Below are 13,732 nucleotides of genomic sequence, written 5' to 3'. Positions count from 1 at the left end.
GCCACAGTCCACATCCGGGGGTATCGGGGGCGCCACCATGAGGTGTCATTGCCGGAATTGTGGGCATTTGTGGCTCTACCTTGGTCGGCATGATCGCCATGGTCACCTCGGCCCACAGGGCAGTGCCGGTCGTCACTCTCGTCGGTCTGCTCTCCCTCACCGGCCTGGCCTTCGCCCCTCCTCTGGAGTGGGGCAGCGGCCCGCTCACCGTCGACACCCTGCCGCGCGTCACGTACACGGCCCACCGCGGCGGCTCCCTGGAAGTCCCGGAGAACAGCATGTCGGGGCTCGAGGCGGCGTACGCGCGGGGCACCGCGCAGGTCCTCGACTTCGATACGCGGATGCTGCGCGACGGCACCCTCGTCGTGATGCACGACGCGGCACTGGAGCGCACGACGTCCTCGACGGGGCCGGTCCGGGACCTCGACCGGCAGGGCTGGGAGGCGGTGCGGCTGCGGCCGGCGGGGTCGCTGCCGGGCAGCTGGCGCGCCGAGCGGCCGCCGACGGTCGCGGAGGTGCTGGACCGGTTCGGCGGCCGCATCGTGCTGATGCTGGAGGCCAAGGACCCCGACAGCCTCGACCGGCTGGCGCGGCTGATCCGGGCGCGCGGCCTGACCCGTTCGGTGCTGGTCAACTCCAACCGCCCGGCCGTCGCGAAGCGCGCCCACCGGCTCGGCCTGACCTCTCAACTCTGGCGCTCCGCACGGCAGATGAGGAAGGACCGGCCCGAGCGCTGGGCCTCGTACGTCGACGTGCTCGACATGGACCACAGGGCGCGGGACGCGGATCTCGTACGGGCGGTGAGGTCGGGGGTGCCGCGGGTGTGGGCGCACACCGTGAACACGCCGCGGGACCGGGACCGGGTGCTGCGGCTCGGCTGCGACGGGGTCATCTCCGACGCGCCGGGGCTGCTCGCCCGCACGCCTCAGCGGGGCGCGATGCCGTAGAGCGCGTAGTCGACGAGGGTGTCCGTGTACTCGTGGGAGATCGGGCCGGTGAACTGGAGCCAGCGCTGGGCCAGGGGTGAGACCCAGAGTTCGAGGGCGATGCGCGGGTCGATCTCCGCGCGCACCTGGCCGGCCTCCTGGGCGGCGCGCACCCGGTCGACGTACAGCTGGAGCGACGGCATGAGGAGCTTCTCCGTGAAGTTCCGGCCGACCTGCTCGTTGACCACGCCCTCGGCGGCCAGCGCACGGGACGGGGCCTCGAACCGGGGGTCCGTGAGCTGGTCGACGGTGAGCCGCAGCACGGTCTTCAGGTCGGCGGCGAGGTCGCCGGTGTCCGGGATGGCGTACCGGTCGCTCCCGCCCGCCTCGCGCGCCGCCTGTTCGCCGAGATCGAGGAAGGCCTCCAGGAGGACCTCGGCCTTCGAGCCCCACCAGCGGTAGATCGTCTGCTTGCCGACACCGGCGCGGGCGGCGATGCCCTCGATGGTGGTCCTGGGGTAGCCGATCTCGCCGACGAGGGCGAGGGCCGCGTCGTAGATCGCGCGGCGGGAGCGTTCACTGCGGCGGGCGGAGTCGGGCGCCGCCTTCTTGTCGGGGGGCGTCTTCATGGCTGACATGGTTCGAATGTAGCAGCGGGCGAACCGAGACGTGCCGTCTCGTAACCCCTTGACAAGACGATACGTCTCGTTCAGAGTGGAGCACGTCAGTAAGGCGAGACGAAACGTCTCGCCGATGGTGATCGTGATGCCTACCGAGGAAGAGGAGCACACCATGACCCGAGGCGGAGCAGGCGGCATGCTGGGCGTCGGCGGCACCCGCAACCATCTCTCCCGCAAGGCGCTGCGCGGCGGCGGCCGGAGCGGGAAGGTCGGCGGGGGCGTCGATCCGGTGGCGCAGAAGCGGGAGCTGTTGCGCAAGCTGCAGGAGAGGCGCGGCTCGCACGACGCGTCGTGACCCCGCACCCGCGTGAACCACCCGTTCGGTTCACAGCCCGGAGGGCTCCTCCGGCCGCACCATGGGCGACAACAGCCCTGCGGTCGTGAGGAGCCCTCATTGCGTAATCCGCGCATCGCCGAACGGCGCGCCACACCCCGGCGCTACCTGATGTGCCCACCGGCACACTTCGAGGTCACGTACTCGATCAATCCGTGGATGGACCCGGCGAAACCCGTCGACGTCCCCCTCGCCCTCGCGCAGTGGGAGGACCTGCGCGACCGGTACCGCGCGTTCGGCCACACCGTCGAGGTGCTCGACCCGCGGCCGGGACTGCCCGACATGGTGTTCGCCGCGAACGGGGCGACCGTGATCGACGGACGCGTCCTCGGGGCCCGCTTCGCCCACCCCGAACGGGAGTTGGAGGCCGTCGCGCACCTGGAGTGGTTCCGGGCGCACGGGTACGCGGACGTGCACGAGCCCGTGCACGTCAACGAGGGCGAGGGCGATTTCGCCGTCACCGCCTCGTACGTGCTCGCGGGGCGCGGCTTCCGGGCGTCGCCGCTGTCCCACGGGGAGGCGCAGGAGGTGTTCGGGCGGCCGGTGATCGGGCTCGACCTCGTCGACCCGCGCTTCTACCACCTCGATACGGCGCTCGCCGTGCTGGACGACTCCGCCGACGAGGTCATGTACTACCCGGAGGCGTTCTCCGCCGGGAGCCGGGCGGTGCTGCGGCGGATGTTCCCGGACGCGCTCGTCGTGGCCGAGTCCGACGCGGTGGCCTTCGGCCTGAACGCGGTGTCGGACGGGCTGCGGGTGCTGCTGCCGCAGGGCGCGGTGGGGTTGTTCGAGCCGCTCAGGGAGCGGGGGTTCGAGCCGGTCGGGATGGACCTGGGTGAGCTGCTGAAGGGGGGCGGGTCGGTCAAGTGCTGCACGCTTGAGCTGCGGGGCGTCTAGCTCGGACACGACCTGGTTCGCCGGCAGCGGGCCGGTGGGGGTGATCGCGCGGTTCTGCGCGCCCCCGACAGCGAGCTCCGCTCGCTTCGGGGGCGCGCAGAACGCGTCAGTCGACCGGCGTCCAGGCATCGCCCCAGTCCACGTCCCGGGCCTCCTTGTAGCGCGCGCCGTGCTTCTTCGTCACCGTCGTCCGGGTCAGGGCCCCCTCCGCCTCGCACAGGTCGAGAAGCACCTGCCCCTTGCGGATCTGGGGGCGCCGGACCACCCGGGCCCGCGCAGGTTCCGGAGGAAAGCGCGTTGCCGCCACGTACGCGAACTTCTCGTCCTCGTACGGCAGTGAGCCGCTCTTGACCTGGCGGTGCAGGGAGGAACGGCTGACCCGCGCCGAGAAGTGGCACCAGTCCGTGCCGGGGACGATGGGGCAGGCCGCGCTGTGCGGGCAGGGGGCCGCGATGTGCAGGCCGGCCGCGATGAGGCGGTCGCGGGCCTCGATGACGCGGGTGTAGCCGTCCGGGGTGCCGGGTTCGATCACGACCACGGCGCCGGTGGCCGCCCGGGCCGCCGCGTCGACCGCCGCCGCGCGGTCGGCCTCCGTCAGCTCCTTCAGGACGTACGAGATGGTGACCAGGTCCGCCTGCGCGGGGGCCGCCGTCGCGCCGATGCGGGCCCGTTCCCAGGTCACCGACGTCGTCAACTCGGGGTCCGAAGCGGCGAGTTCGCGGCCGAGGGCGAGCGCCGCCTCCGACCAGTCGAGGACCGTCGTGGGGCGCGCGCCGGGCCAGACCGCGCGCGCCGCCCAGACCGCCGCGCCGGTGCCGCCGCCGATGTCGAGGTGGCCGGTGGGCTTCCAGTCGGCCGTCTCGGCCAGCGCGTCCAGGGCGGTACGGACCGCCTCGAAGGTGGCCGGCATCCGGTAGGCCGCGTACGCCGCGACGTCCGCGCGGTCGCGCAGGATCGGGGCGTCGGTGGGGGTGGTGCCCCGGTAGTTCGCGATGAGCCGGTCCACGGCACGGCTCGCCTGGCTCGGCGGGAGCCCTTCCAGGAGGGCGGCGAGGGCGGCGTGGAGGGTATCGGCGGTCACCCGGTGATTTTACGGGGCGCGTCTGCGGGGTCGGCGACGAACCGGACCGCCCGGGCTAGCCGCCGGACGAACCCAGCGGGACCACGGCCCGGGCCAGATGTGTGGCCGCCGCGGCTCGGGGGTCGCTGTCCGGGGCGCGGCGGCGCGGATGGACCGTGTTGGCCAGCAGCACCAGGAACGTGTCCGTCACCGGGTCCAGGACCAGCGACGTACCCGTGAACCCGGTATGGCCGGCGGCCCCCCGCCCCGCCAGCTCCCCCATGAACCAGGGCTGGTCGACGCGGAAGCCGAGGCCCGGGGCGCGCAGCATCAGGTCGACGAAGTCGGGGCCGAGGATGCGGGCGGTGCCGTAGGAGCCGCCGTTCAGCAACGTACGGCACAGGACGGCCAGGTCCTGGGCGGTGGAGAAGAGGCCGGCGTGGCCCGCGACGCCGCCGAGCGCCCAGGCGTTCTCGTCGTGCACCGCGCCGCGCAGCGGACCCCGGTCGGCCTTGGCCCAGGGGCGGCGCTGGTCCTCGGTGGCGGCGGCGTCGAGCCGCGGCCCGTACGAGGTGGCGGTCATCCCGAGGGGGCGGGTGATGCCCTCGTGGATCAGGGCGTCGAGCGGGCGCCCGGTGAGCCGCTCCAGGAGGTGCTGGAGCAGCAGCATGTTCAGGTCGGAGTAGAGGTACTCCCCCACCGGCGAGGACGGGGCCTCGGCACGCAGGGCGGCCAGCCGCGAGGGCCGGTCCGGGGCGTCGTACAGCGGGAGTTCGGGGCGCAGGCCCGAGGTGTGGGTGAGGAGCCGGCGGACGGTGATGCCGTGCCGGGCGGCGCCCGTGAACTCGGGGAGGTAGGCGCCGACCCTGGCGTCGATGCCGAGGGTGCCGCGCTCGATCTGCTGCACGGCGGCGATGGAGGTGAAGAGCTTGGTGAGCGAGGCCAGGTCGAAGGCCGTGTCGAGGGTCATCGGGACACGGGCGGCGGGCGGGAGTTCGACCCCGCGGTCGGCCGCCGCGTCGTACCCCGCGTAGCGCACCGCCCAGCCGCAGACGGCCTCGGCGGCGATCACGGGGCCGCGCCCGGCGAGCAGCACGGCGCCCGCGCACCAGGGGCGCGGGCCCTCGGGCAGGAGCCGCACCTCGCGGACGAGCGCGGCGAGCCGGCCGGCGTCCAGGCCGGCCCGCTCGGGTGTGCCGTGACGCAGTCGTGGGGAGCTCAGACCTCCCTCACCTCCCCTGTGCGCTGCCAGGGGCGGCACAACACCACGAACGCGAGGGCCGCCGCAAGGCCTGCGCCGAGCTGGACCAGTGCCATCGGGACGGCCGTGTGCTCCCCCGCGATGCCGACCAGCGGCGATGCCACCGCGCCGATCAGGAACGACGACGTCCCGAGCAGGGCGGAGGCGGAGCCGGCCGCGTGCGGGGTGCGCATCAGGGCGAGGGCGTTGGTGTTCGGGGTGGCGAGGGCCATCGACGCCATGAGGACGAACAGGCCGGTCGCGACCGGCGCGAGGCCCAGTTCCTCGGGGCTGCCGAAGGTGCCGGTCGCGACGAGGAGCAGGAAGACGGAGGCGGCGACGATGAGGGTGAGGCCGACGGCGAGGACCTTGTCGAGGTTGACCCGGCCGACGAGGACCTTGCCGTTGAGCTGCCCGACGGCGATCAGGCCGATCGAGTTCAGCCCGAACAGGAGGGAGAAGGTCTGCGGGGACGCCCCGTAGATCTCCTGGATGACGAAGGGGGACGCCGAGATGTACGCGAACAGCGCGGCGAACGCGAAGCCGCCCGCGATCATGTACCCGGCGAAGACGCGGTCCGCGAGCAGCCCGCGCATGGTGCGCAGGGCCTCGCCGACGCCGCCGCTGTGCCGCCGCTCGGGCGCCAGGGTCTCCGGCAGGCTCTTCCACACCAGCGCGGTGAGGGCGACGCCGATGACGGTGAGGACGACGAAGACGCCGCGCCAGTCGGTGACGCGCAGGACCTGGCCGCCGATGAGGGGCGCGACGATCGGGGCGACGCCGGAGATCAGCATCAGGGTGGAGAAGAAGCGGGCCATGGCGACGCCGTCGTAGAGGTCGCGGACGACGGCGCGGGCGATCACGATCCCGGCCGAACCGGCGAGTCCCTGGAGCAGCCGGAAGGCGATGAGCAGGGCGGCGCTCGGGGCGAACGCACAGATCGCGGTGGCGGCTACGTACACGAACAGGCCGATGAGCAGCGGCCGCCGCCGGCCCCACCGGTCGCTCATCGGGCCGACCACCAGCTGCCCGAGCGCCATGCCGGTCAGGCACGCGGTGAGGGTCAGCTGGGCGGTGGCGGCGGAGGTGTGCAGGACGTCGGTGACCTCCGGGAGCGCCGGGAGGTACATGTCCATGGACAGCGCCGGCACGGCGGTCAGGCCGCCCAGGACCAGGGTGACGAGGAGACTCGTGCGTCCGGCGCGAACGGGCGCCCGCGGTGCGGAGGTTGGGGAGGCGACCGGCTCCGTGGCCCGTCGCACCACTCTGCTTCCGCTGTCCGTCATCCTGACTCCCTCCCGGCCGTACGTGCGATTACCTATGCTCTCAGCTCGGTGGAGTGGTCGAGACCAACTGGGGTGGCAAGAGATGGCAGCGGAGCGTGTGCGGTGGGGAATTCTCGCGACGGGTGGCATCGCCGCGTCGTTCACGGCGGATCTGCTCGATCTGCCGGACGCCGAGGTGGTGGCGGTGGCGTCCCGCTCGGACGCGTCGGCGAAGGCGTTCGCGGAGCGGTTCGGGATCGGGCGGGCGTACGGCGACTGGGCCTCGCTCGCGGCGGACGAGGAGGTCGACGTGGTGTACGTGGCGACCCCGCACTCGGCGCACCGGCAGGCCGCCGGGCTCTGTCTGGAGGCGGGGCGTGCGGTGCTGTGCGAGAAGGCGTTCGCCCTGAACGCGCGGGAGGCCGGGGAGCTGGTCTCGCTGGCGCGTTCGAAGGGCCTCTTCCTGATGGAGGCCATGTGGATGTACTGCCATCCGCTGATCCGGCGGCTGAAGGCGCTGGTCGACGACGGCGCGATCGGTGAGGTGCGGACCGTCCAGGCCGACTTCGGGCTCGCCGGGCCCTTCCCGCCCTCGCACCGGCTGCGGGATCCCGCGCAGGGCGGCGGCGCGCTGCTCGACCTCGGGGTGTACCCCGTGTCCTTCGCGCACCTGCTGCTCGGGGAGCCGGAGCAGGTCACCGCGTCCGCGCAGCTGTCGGACGAGGGGGTCGACCTCCAGACCGGGATGCTGCTGTCCTGGGCGAACGGGGCGCGGGGGCTGCTGCACTGCGCGATCAACGCCGGTACGGGGGTGACGGCCTCGGTGACGGGATCGGCGGGGCGGATCGACGTCCCCGACGGGTTCTTCCATCCGGAACGGTTCGTGCTGCACCGGGACGGGCGGGAGCCCGAGGAGTTCACCCTGGCGCCGGGGGACGGGCCCCGGGGCTCGATGCGGCACGAGGCGCTCGAGGTGATGGGCCGCCTGCGGGCGGGCGACACGGAGTCCCCGCTGGTGCCGCTGGACGGTTCCCTGGGCGTGATGCGCACCCTGGACCGGGTGCGGGGGGCTGTGGGGGTGCGGTATCCCGGGGAGGGGTGAGGTCTCGTCCCCGCGCCCCTGAAGGCTGCGCGCAGCGCATGCCTTCAGGGGCGCGGGGAACTGCGCGACCAGCCACCGGCCACGCGCACCCGGCAACGAACCGACCGCGGCAGACGAGGATCCGGGACCCTACGCCGGGCGGAGCCCCTGGTCGCCCACGGCGGTGACGAACGACGCCGCCGTGGTGATCGGCGCCCCCGGGACGGTCACCGCGGAGACCGTCTTGAAGTCGGCCCGGGCCTCGCGCTCGCCCAGCTCCACGGTGACGTAACCCCGTTGCCCGTTGTAGTGCTTCATGTGCGGGTTGCGGGCGAGGTAGGCGGCCCAGTTGGACGGCTTCGCGGAGCCGTCCTTGCCGCTGGTGATCGAGGTGGTGACGATCTCCGTGCCGACGGTGGCCGAGTCCGCGTCGGCGGCGTCCCGCTTGATGTCCATGGCGTAGGAGACGTGCACGTCACCGGTGAGGACCATGAGGTTCTCGACGTGGGCGGACCTGGCGCCCTGGAGGAGCCGCTCGCGGGAGGCCGGGTAGCCGTCCCAGGAGTCCATGGAGAGGGTGTCCGTGCCGTCGGGGTTGTTGCGGCGCCCGAAGGTGACCTGCTGCGGCACCACGTTCCACAGCGCGCGGGAGCGCCGCCAGCCGTCGATCAGCCAGCGCTCCTGGGTGAAGCCGGGCAGCGTCTGCGAGGCGGCCTCGGACTCGGGGGTCGGGGACTTCCAGCCGTCACCGTTGGCCTGGTTGGTGCGGTACTGGCGGGTGTCCAGGATGTCGAACTGGGCGAGGCGGCCCCACTGCAGGCGCCGGTAGAGCTGGGCGTCGGGGCCGTGCGGCAGCTGCGGGCGGCGCAGCGGCTGGTTCTCCCAGTACGCGCGGTAGGCGGAGGCGCGCCGCAGCAGGAACTCGGCCGGCGGGTCGTCGTTCTCGGAGGTGTCGTCGGCGTAGTTGTTCTCGGTCTCGTGGTCGTCCCAGGTGACGACGAAGGGGTGCGCGGCGTGCGCGGCCCGCAGGTCCGGGTCGCTCTTGTAGAGGGCGTAGCGCAGCCGGTAGTCGTCGAGGGTCACGGTCTCGCGGTTGAACACGTCGGGCAGGACCCGGTCCGTGTACGTGCGGGCGCCGCCGACGGAGTTGACCGCGTACTCGTAGAGGTAGTCGCCGAGGTGGAGGACGACGTCGACGTCGTCCTCGGCGAGGTGCTTGTACGCGGTGAAGTAGCCGTCGTGGTACGCCTGGCAGGAGACGGCGGCCAGGGTGAGTGCCGGGACGTGGCGCTGCGACGCGGCGGGCGCGGTGCGGGTGCGGCCGGTCTCGCTGACGTGGCTGCCCACGCGGAAGCGGTAGTGGAAGACCCGGCCGGGCGGCAGGTGGCCGACCTCGACGTGCACGCTGTGGTTGAACTCGGGGTGCGCGGTGGTGGTGCCGCGTCTGATGATCCGGCGGAACCGCTCGTCGAGGGCGAGCTCCCACGCCACCTCGACGCGCTCGGCGGGCAGTCCGCCGCCCGCCTCGTAGGGGGTGGGGGCGAGGCGCGTCCACAGCAGCACGGAGTCGGGCAGCGGGTCACCGGAGGCGACGCCGAGCGTGAAGGGATCGGCGGTGATCTTCGCCGCGTCCAGCTCGGCGGCGGCCGCGGTACCGGCCACGGGCAGGTTCACACTGAAGGCTAGCGCGGCGGCGGCGCCCGTGACAGTGAGGAAGCGGCGTCGGGCCAAGTACTGGCCGGCGGCGCGTAGTTCGGGTGTGTGCTGCGGTGTGTGCGACATGGAGCCCCTCCCCTGACGTCTGGTGTCAGGGGAATTGGAGTGCCGCGGGACGACCTCCGACTGTCGCGTACACAACAGCCACATGGCGGATCGGTGACCTCCGGGTGGGCGGTGCCCCGTACGCTGCGCCCCCATGGACGATCAGCACATCTCAACGACGCGGACGGCCGTGGTCACCGGCGCCGGTTCCGGCATCGGCCGGGCCGTCGCCCTGGAACTGCTGGGCGCGGGCTGGCGGGTGGCTCTGGCGGGCCGCCGCACGGAGACGCTGGAGGAGACGGCGGCGCTCGCCCCGGGCACGGACTCCCTCGCCGTACGGACCGACGTGGCGTCCCCCGACGACGTGGCGGCCCTGTTCGCCGCGGTGCGCGAGCGGTTCGGGCGGCTCGGCCTGCTCTTCAACAACGCGGGGACGTTCGGCCCCGGCGGCGTCCCCGTCGAGGAGCTGTCCTACGACGCCTGGCGGCACGTCGTCGACACCAACCTCAACGGGGCGTTCCTGTGCGCGCAGGCCGCGTTCCGGCTGATGAAGGAGCAGGATCCGCAGGGCGGCCGGATCATCAACAACGGCTCCATCTCCGCGCACACGCCGCGCCCGCACTCGATCGCGTACACGGCGACGAAGCACGCGATGACGGGCCTGACCAAGTCCCTCTCCCTGGACGGCCGCCCGTACCGCATCGCCTGCGGCCAGATCGACATCGGGAACGCGGCGACGGACATGACCGAGCGCATGCAGGCCGGGATCCTGCAGGCGAACGGGGAGCTGGCGGCGGAGCCGGTGATGGACGTCTCCGACGTGGCGCGGACGGTGCGGCACATGGCGGAGCTTCCCCTGGAGGCGAACGTGCAGTTCGCGACGGTGCTCGCCACGAACATGCCGTACGTGGGGCGGGGGTGACCGTTCGGGTGCGGGGCTTCTCGCGCAGCCTTCCCCGGGCGGCCCAGCCTCCACCGGACGCGCACCCGCCCACGCGCCCAGGGCCGCCGAAGGCGACAATGCCCCCATGACGACCCCGCTGCGCTACACCGCGTTCACCACCACCCCCGCCGGCGGCAACCCCGCCGGGATCGTCCTGGACGCCTCCGCCCTCGACGACGACGCCATGCTGAAGATCGCCGCCGACCTGGGCTACAGCGAGTCCGCGTTCCTGACCCCGGGGCCGGGCGAGCGTACGTACAACCTGCGGTTCTTCAGCCCGAAGGCCGAGGTCAGCTTCTGCGGGCACGCCACCGTGGCGACCGCGGTGGCGCTGGCGGAGCGGCACGGAACCGGCGACTACCTGTTCCGCACCCCGGCCGGCGAGGTCCCGGTCACCGTCAGCGGCGGCCCGGGCGAGGCCCTGCGCGCGACGCTGACCAGTGTCGAGCCGCACGTGGCGGACGTACGGGACGAGGACCTCGCCGAGGCGCTCGCCGCGCTGGACTGGCCGGCCGCCGACCTCGACCCCGCGTTCCCGCCCCGCGTCGCCTACGCGGGCGCCCGGCACCTCGTCCTCGCCGCCACGAGCAGGGAGCGCCTCGCCGACCTGGCGTACGACTTCGACCGGCTGACCGCGCTGATGCACCGGCTCGATCTCACCACCGTCCAACTGGCTTGGCGGGAGAGCGAGTTCACCTTCCACGTCCGCGACCCGTTCCCGGTGGGCGGCGTGGTCGAGGACCCGGCGACGGGCGCGGCGGCCGCGGCGTTCGGGGCGTACCTGCGGGAGCTCGGCCTCGTGCCGGCCGAGTCCGTCCTCACTCTGCACCAGGGCGCCGACATGGGCCGCCCCGGCGAGCTCACGGTGACGCTGCGGGACGGCGACGCCCGGGTGCGGGTGAGCGGGACCGCCGTACCGATCCCGTAGCCCTCAGCGCCCGTCGCGGCCGAGGATCCGTTCCACCTCGGCCGACTCGTCGGCGGGCAGGGGCCCGTGGGCCACCGACCCCGCGTTCTGCTCGGCCTGCGCCACCGTGCGGAACCCGGGGATCGGCACCGTGCGCGGGCTGCGCGCCCACAGCCAGGCGAGCGCGCCCTGCGCCGGGGTGCGCCCGCCGCCGAGCAGGCCCATGGCGAGCGGGCTGCGGCTGATGCCGGCGAGGCCCAACTCGTCGCACAGGGCGAGACGTTCGGGGGCGTCCTGGAGGACGCTGCAGCGGCGCAGTGCGCGCCCTCGGCGAAGACGCGGGCACGGTCGGGGCCGTCGGTGCTCCAGGCGTAGGCCCGTACGAGACCTTCCCGTACGAACTCCTCGCAGGTGTCGCGGAGTTGAGCGGCGCGCTCCGGGTCCGCCTCGGAGATGTGCAGCTGGTACAGGTCGATGCGACGCGCTCGCTGCGGCCGGTGCCGTACGCGTCGGCCGTGTCGAAGAAGGTGACGCCGAGGTCGAGTGCGCGCCGCACGGCCCGCACCGACTCCTCGTCGTCGACCGGGCCCCAGCCGAGCGGCTGCCCGTCCGGGTCCCCCCACTCACCGCCGATCGCCCAGCACGCCTGCGGACCGTAGGAGTTGGAGCGCACACGAGGTCAACAGGCTCCGCGGAGCAGGATGTTCAGCCCTGGCCCGTCTCGAACCGGGCGACCTTGCCGCCCTCCACCTGGAAGGTCCACCGGGTGCGCATCTCGCCCCAGGCGTCGTTGCGGTAGGTGGCGACGAGACCGCGGCCCTGGGCCGTCTCCTTCTCGACGTCCATGTGGCCGTGCGAGTCGAAGATCTCGCGGTCCGTCCACTCGTCGAGGTTCCGCTCGCTGCCGTCGTCGGCCATCGTCGCACCGGGTGCGAGGGCGGCGCGGAAGGCGTCCTTGTCGTGGGCGTTCAGCGCCGTGACGAAGGCGCGGACCGCCGGATCGCTGAGTTTCGCGGTCTGGATGGGCATGCGGTCAGCGTGGCACCGGGCCCGGGGGCGCGCCACCCGAACGGGCCCGTGCACGAGGTGCGCGGCGCGCCTGCGGTGGACGGTGGAACCATGAAGACGACCTGCATACGTTCCCGGTCCCGTACCCCCTTCCGTACCTCCTCCTGCGTCGACCGCACCGGCCTCGGGCTGCTCGCGCTGCGCGTGGGCACCGGCGGGGTGCTCATGGCGCACGGCGCCCAGAAGCTGCTCGGCTGGTTCGGCGGCGGCGGGGTCTCCGGCACGGCCGCCGCCATGGAGGCCATGGGGTTCGCCCCGCCCAAGCAGAGCGCCCTCGCGGCGGGCATCGGCGAGCTGGGCGGCGGCGCGCTGCTCGCGCTCGGCCTCGCGACACCGGTGGGCGGGGCGGCCGCGGCCGGGACCATGGCGGGCGCGGCGGCCGTGCACGCGCCGAACGGGTTCTTCGCGCAGGGCGGCGGCTACGAGTACCCGGCGTTCCTCGGCTTCGTCGCCGCCGGCCTGGCCGTGACCGGCGCCGGCCGCTACTCCCTCGACCACGCGCTGGGCCACGCCCTCGACCGGCACTGGATGGTGCCCGCGGCGCTCGTCGGGGCCGGGGCCGCGGCGCTCGCGGTGGTCGGGTCGCGGGCCAAGCGGGTGAAGGAACCCGATCCGGAGGCATAGGCTCGGCACCCGTGACGAACGACGCGCACGACAGCCCCCGCACCCCTGACGCACCCGACGACCTCTGGACGACCGTCGACCGGCTGCGCGCCTGGCTCGACGAGAACAACCGGCGGCCACCCCAGGAAGCCCTGCTCCTGCGGATGCTGAAGCTCTCGGAGGAGGTCGGCGAGGCCGCCGAGGCGGTGATCGGGGCCGTCGGCCAGAACCCGCGCAAGGGCGTCAGCCACACCTGGCGGGACGTCGAGGCGGAGCTGTGCGACGTCGTCGTCACCGCGCTCGTCGCCCTCGGCACGCTCACCACCGACGCCCGCGGCGCCCTCACCGCCCACGTGGCGAAGCTCGCGGAGCGGTCCCTCGGCGCGGCGGACAAGGGCTTCACCGGCGGCGTCGTCACCGCGGTCAGCAGCAACGGCACGTACTCCTTCACCAAGCCGAACCGCGACAGCATCACGCTCCTCGCGGGCCTCGGTGTCGACGGCGACGTGCACGCGGGCGTCACCGTGAAGCACCGCTCCCGCGTCGCCCAGGACCCGACGCAGCCGAATCTGCGCCAAGTCCACCTGATGCACGAGGAGTTGTTCACCGAGCTGGCCGGGCAGGGCCACGAGGTGCGCCCCGGCGACCTCGGCGAGAACGTCACCACCCGCGGCATCGACCTGCTCGCCCTGCCCACCGGCACCCTGCTGCGGTTCGGCGACGGCGGCGCGGTCGTCGAGGTCACCGGGCTGCGCAATCCGTGCCTGCAGATCGACGCCTTCCAGGACGGGCTCCTCAAGCGGGTCGTCGGCCGGGACCCGGAGTCCGGCGAGATCGTGCGCAGGGCCGGGATCATGAGCGTCGTACGGGAGGGCGGGGTGGTCAGGCCGGGCGACGCCGTCCACGCCGAACTGCCCGCACACCCGCACACGCCGCTGGAACGCGTCTGACCCCCGAGGCCGAGAGG

General features: G+C 73.4%; 14 protein-coding genes and 1 pseudogene. 8 read left to right on the top strand and 7 right to left on the bottom strand.

From position 1 onward, the window contains the following. The first annotated feature begins 89 nt into the window (after positions 1–89). On the top strand, positions 90–947 hold the full coding sequence (locus tag B072_RS0113910; RefSeq protein WP_018530565.1) for a glycerophosphodiester phosphodiesterase: 858 nt from the start codon (positions 90–92) through the stop codon (positions 945–947). Here B072_RS0113910 and B072_RS0113905 read toward each other — a convergent pair. After that, positions 926–1,555, bottom strand: coding sequence for a TetR/AcrR family transcriptional regulator (locus B072_RS0113905; RefSeq protein WP_018530564.1), 630 nt, complete (start codon positions 1,553–1,555; stop codon positions 926–928). The two genes, B072_RS0113910 and B072_RS0113905, sit on opposite strands and share 22 nt — an antisense overlap. A 163-nt stretch (positions 1,556–1,718) precedes the next feature. On the opposite strand from B072_RS0113905, the gene B072_RS0113900 reads away from it, so the two are divergent. Together B072_RS0113900 and ddaH are read left to right on the top strand one after the other, a co-directional pair. Continuing rightward, positions 1,719–1,901, top strand: coding sequence for a DUF6243 family protein (locus B072_RS0113900; RefSeq protein WP_043243962.1), 183 nt, complete (start codon positions 1,719–1,721; stop codon positions 1,899–1,901). A gap of 99 nt (positions 1,902–2,000) precedes the next feature. Beyond that, a complete protein-coding gene (ddaH, locus tag B072_RS0113895) occupies positions 2,001–2,837 on the top strand; it encodes a dimethylargininase (protein WP_018530562.1) in 837 nt (278 codons plus the stop codon). Positions 2,838–2,943: 106 nt separating this feature from the next. Here the strand turns inward: ddaH and B072_RS0113890 are convergent, their stop codons facing one another. Genes B072_RS0113890 through B072_RS0113880 form a run of 3 tightly spaced genes read right to left on the bottom strand, consistent with a single transcriptional unit; the run spans position 2,944 to position 6,423 of the window. Beyond that, positions 2,944–3,918: a small ribosomal subunit Rsm22 family protein gene (locus B072_RS0113890; protein WP_018530561.1), complete on the bottom strand. Its 975-nt coding sequence runs from the start codon at positions 3,916–3,918 to the stop codon at positions 2,944–2,946. 55 nt (positions 3,919–3,973) lie between these two features. After that, complete coding sequence (locus B072_RS0113885; RefSeq protein WP_026245796.1) at positions 3,974–5,158, bottom strand: serine hydrolase domain-containing protein; 1,185 nt, start codon at positions 5,156–5,158, stop codon at positions 3,974–3,976. Continuing rightward, a complete protein-coding gene (locus B072_RS0113880) occupies positions 5,116–6,423 on the bottom strand; it encodes a multidrug effflux MFS transporter (RefSeq protein WP_043243923.1) in 1,308 nt (435 codons plus the stop codon). Before B072_RS0113880 ends, B072_RS0113885 begins: the two co-directional genes overlap by 43 nt. Positions 6,424–6,505: 82 nt before the next feature. Here B072_RS0113880 and B072_RS0113875 point away from each other — a divergent pair, with 82 nt between their 5' ends. Beyond that, positions 6,506–7,504 (top strand): Gfo/Idh/MocA family protein, encoded by a 999-nt coding sequence (locus B072_RS0113875; RefSeq protein WP_018530558.1) that lies wholly within the window; start codon positions 6,506–6,508, stop codon positions 7,502–7,504. A 129-nt stretch (positions 7,505–7,633) separates the two neighbouring features. Here B072_RS0113875 and B072_RS0113870 read toward each other — a convergent pair whose 3' ends face one another. Further along, the gene (locus tag B072_RS0113870; RefSeq protein ID WP_018530557.1) at positions 7,634–9,265 is read right to left on the bottom strand and encodes an alkaline phosphatase D family protein; all 1,632 of its coding nucleotides are present in this window, start codon (positions 9,263–9,265) and stop codon (positions 7,634–7,636) included. A 133-nt stretch (positions 9,266–9,398) separates the two neighbouring features. Here B072_RS0113870 and B072_RS0113865 point away from each other — a divergent pair, with 133 nt between their 5' ends. Next, complete coding sequence (locus tag B072_RS0113865) at positions 9,399–10,166, top strand: SDR family oxidoreductase (protein WP_018530556.1); 768 nt, start codon at positions 9,399–9,401, stop codon at positions 10,164–10,166. Positions 10,167–10,272: 106 nt separating this feature from the next. Beyond that, positions 10,273–11,115 carry a PhzF family phenazine biosynthesis protein gene (locus B072_RS0113860; RefSeq protein ID WP_018530555.1) on the top strand — a complete coding sequence of 281 codons (843 nt, stop codon included), beginning with the start codon at positions 10,273–10,275 and terminating at the stop codon, positions 11,113–11,115. 3 nt (positions 11,116–11,118) lie between these two features. Here B072_RS0113860 and B072_RS43160 read toward each other — a convergent pair. Beyond that, positions 11,119–11,767, bottom strand: a pseudogene (locus B072_RS43160) (aldo/keto reductase). Between the two features lie 32 nt (positions 11,768–11,799). Continuing rightward, positions 11,800–12,123 (bottom strand): nuclear transport factor 2 family protein, encoded by a 324-nt coding sequence (locus B072_RS0113845; protein ID WP_018530552.1) that lies wholly within the window; start codon positions 12,121–12,123, stop codon positions 11,800–11,802. 90 nt (positions 12,124–12,213) lie between these two features. Between B072_RS0113845 and B072_RS0113840 the strand changes: the two genes are divergently transcribed. Both B072_RS0113840 and B072_RS43155 read left to right on the top strand, forming a co-directional pair. Beyond that, positions 12,214–12,786, top strand: a complete 573-nt coding sequence (locus B072_RS0113840; RefSeq protein WP_018530551.1) for a DoxX family protein — start codon at positions 12,214–12,216, stop codon at positions 12,784–12,786. A gap of 332 nt (positions 12,787–13,118) precedes the next feature. Then, on the top strand, positions 13,119–13,715 hold the full coding sequence (locus B072_RS43155; protein WP_051127181.1) for an MOSC domain-containing protein: 597 nt from the start codon (positions 13,119–13,121) through the stop codon (positions 13,713–13,715). Positions 13,716–13,732: the final 17 nt, after the last annotated feature.

Origin of the sequence: Streptomyces sp. HmicA12 (genome assembly GCF_000373565.1) — a bacterium.
GTDB lineage: Bacteria > Actinomycetota > Actinomycetes > Streptomycetales > Streptomycetaceae > Streptomyces.
The sequence above is the reverse complement of the archived record's forward strand: the minus strand, read 5'-3'. Positions and strand labels throughout refer to the sequence as shown.

Bases quoted from the DNA above. Each gene is read 5' to 3' on its own strand.
- B072_RS0113880 (WP_043243923.1), bottom strand. From the start codon at position 6,423: ATGACGGACAGCGGAAGCAGAGTGGTGCGACGGGCCACGGAGCCGGTC.
- B072_RS0113860 (WP_018530555.1), top strand. From the start codon at position 10,273: ATGACGACCCCGCTGCGCTACACCGCGTTCACCACCACCCCCGCCGGC.
- B072_RS0113870 (WP_018530557.1), bottom strand. From the start codon at position 9,265: ATGTCGCACACACCGCAGCACACACCCGAACTACGCGCCGCCGGCCAG.
- B072_RS0113840 (WP_018530551.1), top strand. From the start codon at position 12,214: ATGAAGACGACCTGCATACGTTCCCGGTCCCGTACCCCCTTCCGTACC.
- B072_RS0113845 (WP_018530552.1), bottom strand. From the start codon at position 12,123: ATGCCCATCCAGACCGCGAAACTCAGCGATCCGGCGGTCCGCGCCTTC.
- B072_RS0113875 (WP_018530558.1), top strand. From the start codon at position 6,506: ATGGCAGCGGAGCGTGTGCGGTGGGGAATTCTCGCGACGGGTGGCATC.
- B072_RS0113905 (WP_018530564.1), bottom strand. From the start codon at position 1,555: ATGAAGACGCCCCCCGACAAGAAGGCGGCGCCCGACTCCGCCCGCCGC.
- B072_RS0113900 (WP_043243962.1), top strand. From the start codon at position 1,719: ATGACCCGAGGCGGAGCAGGCGGCATGCTGGGCGTCGGCGGCACCCGC.
- B072_RS0113865 (WP_018530556.1), top strand. From the start codon at position 9,399: ATGGACGATCAGCACATCTCAACGACGCGGACGGCCGTGGTCACCGGC.
- B072_RS0113910 (WP_018530565.1), top strand. From the start codon at position 90: ATGATCGCCATGGTCACCTCGGCCCACAGGGCAGTGCCGGTCGTCACT.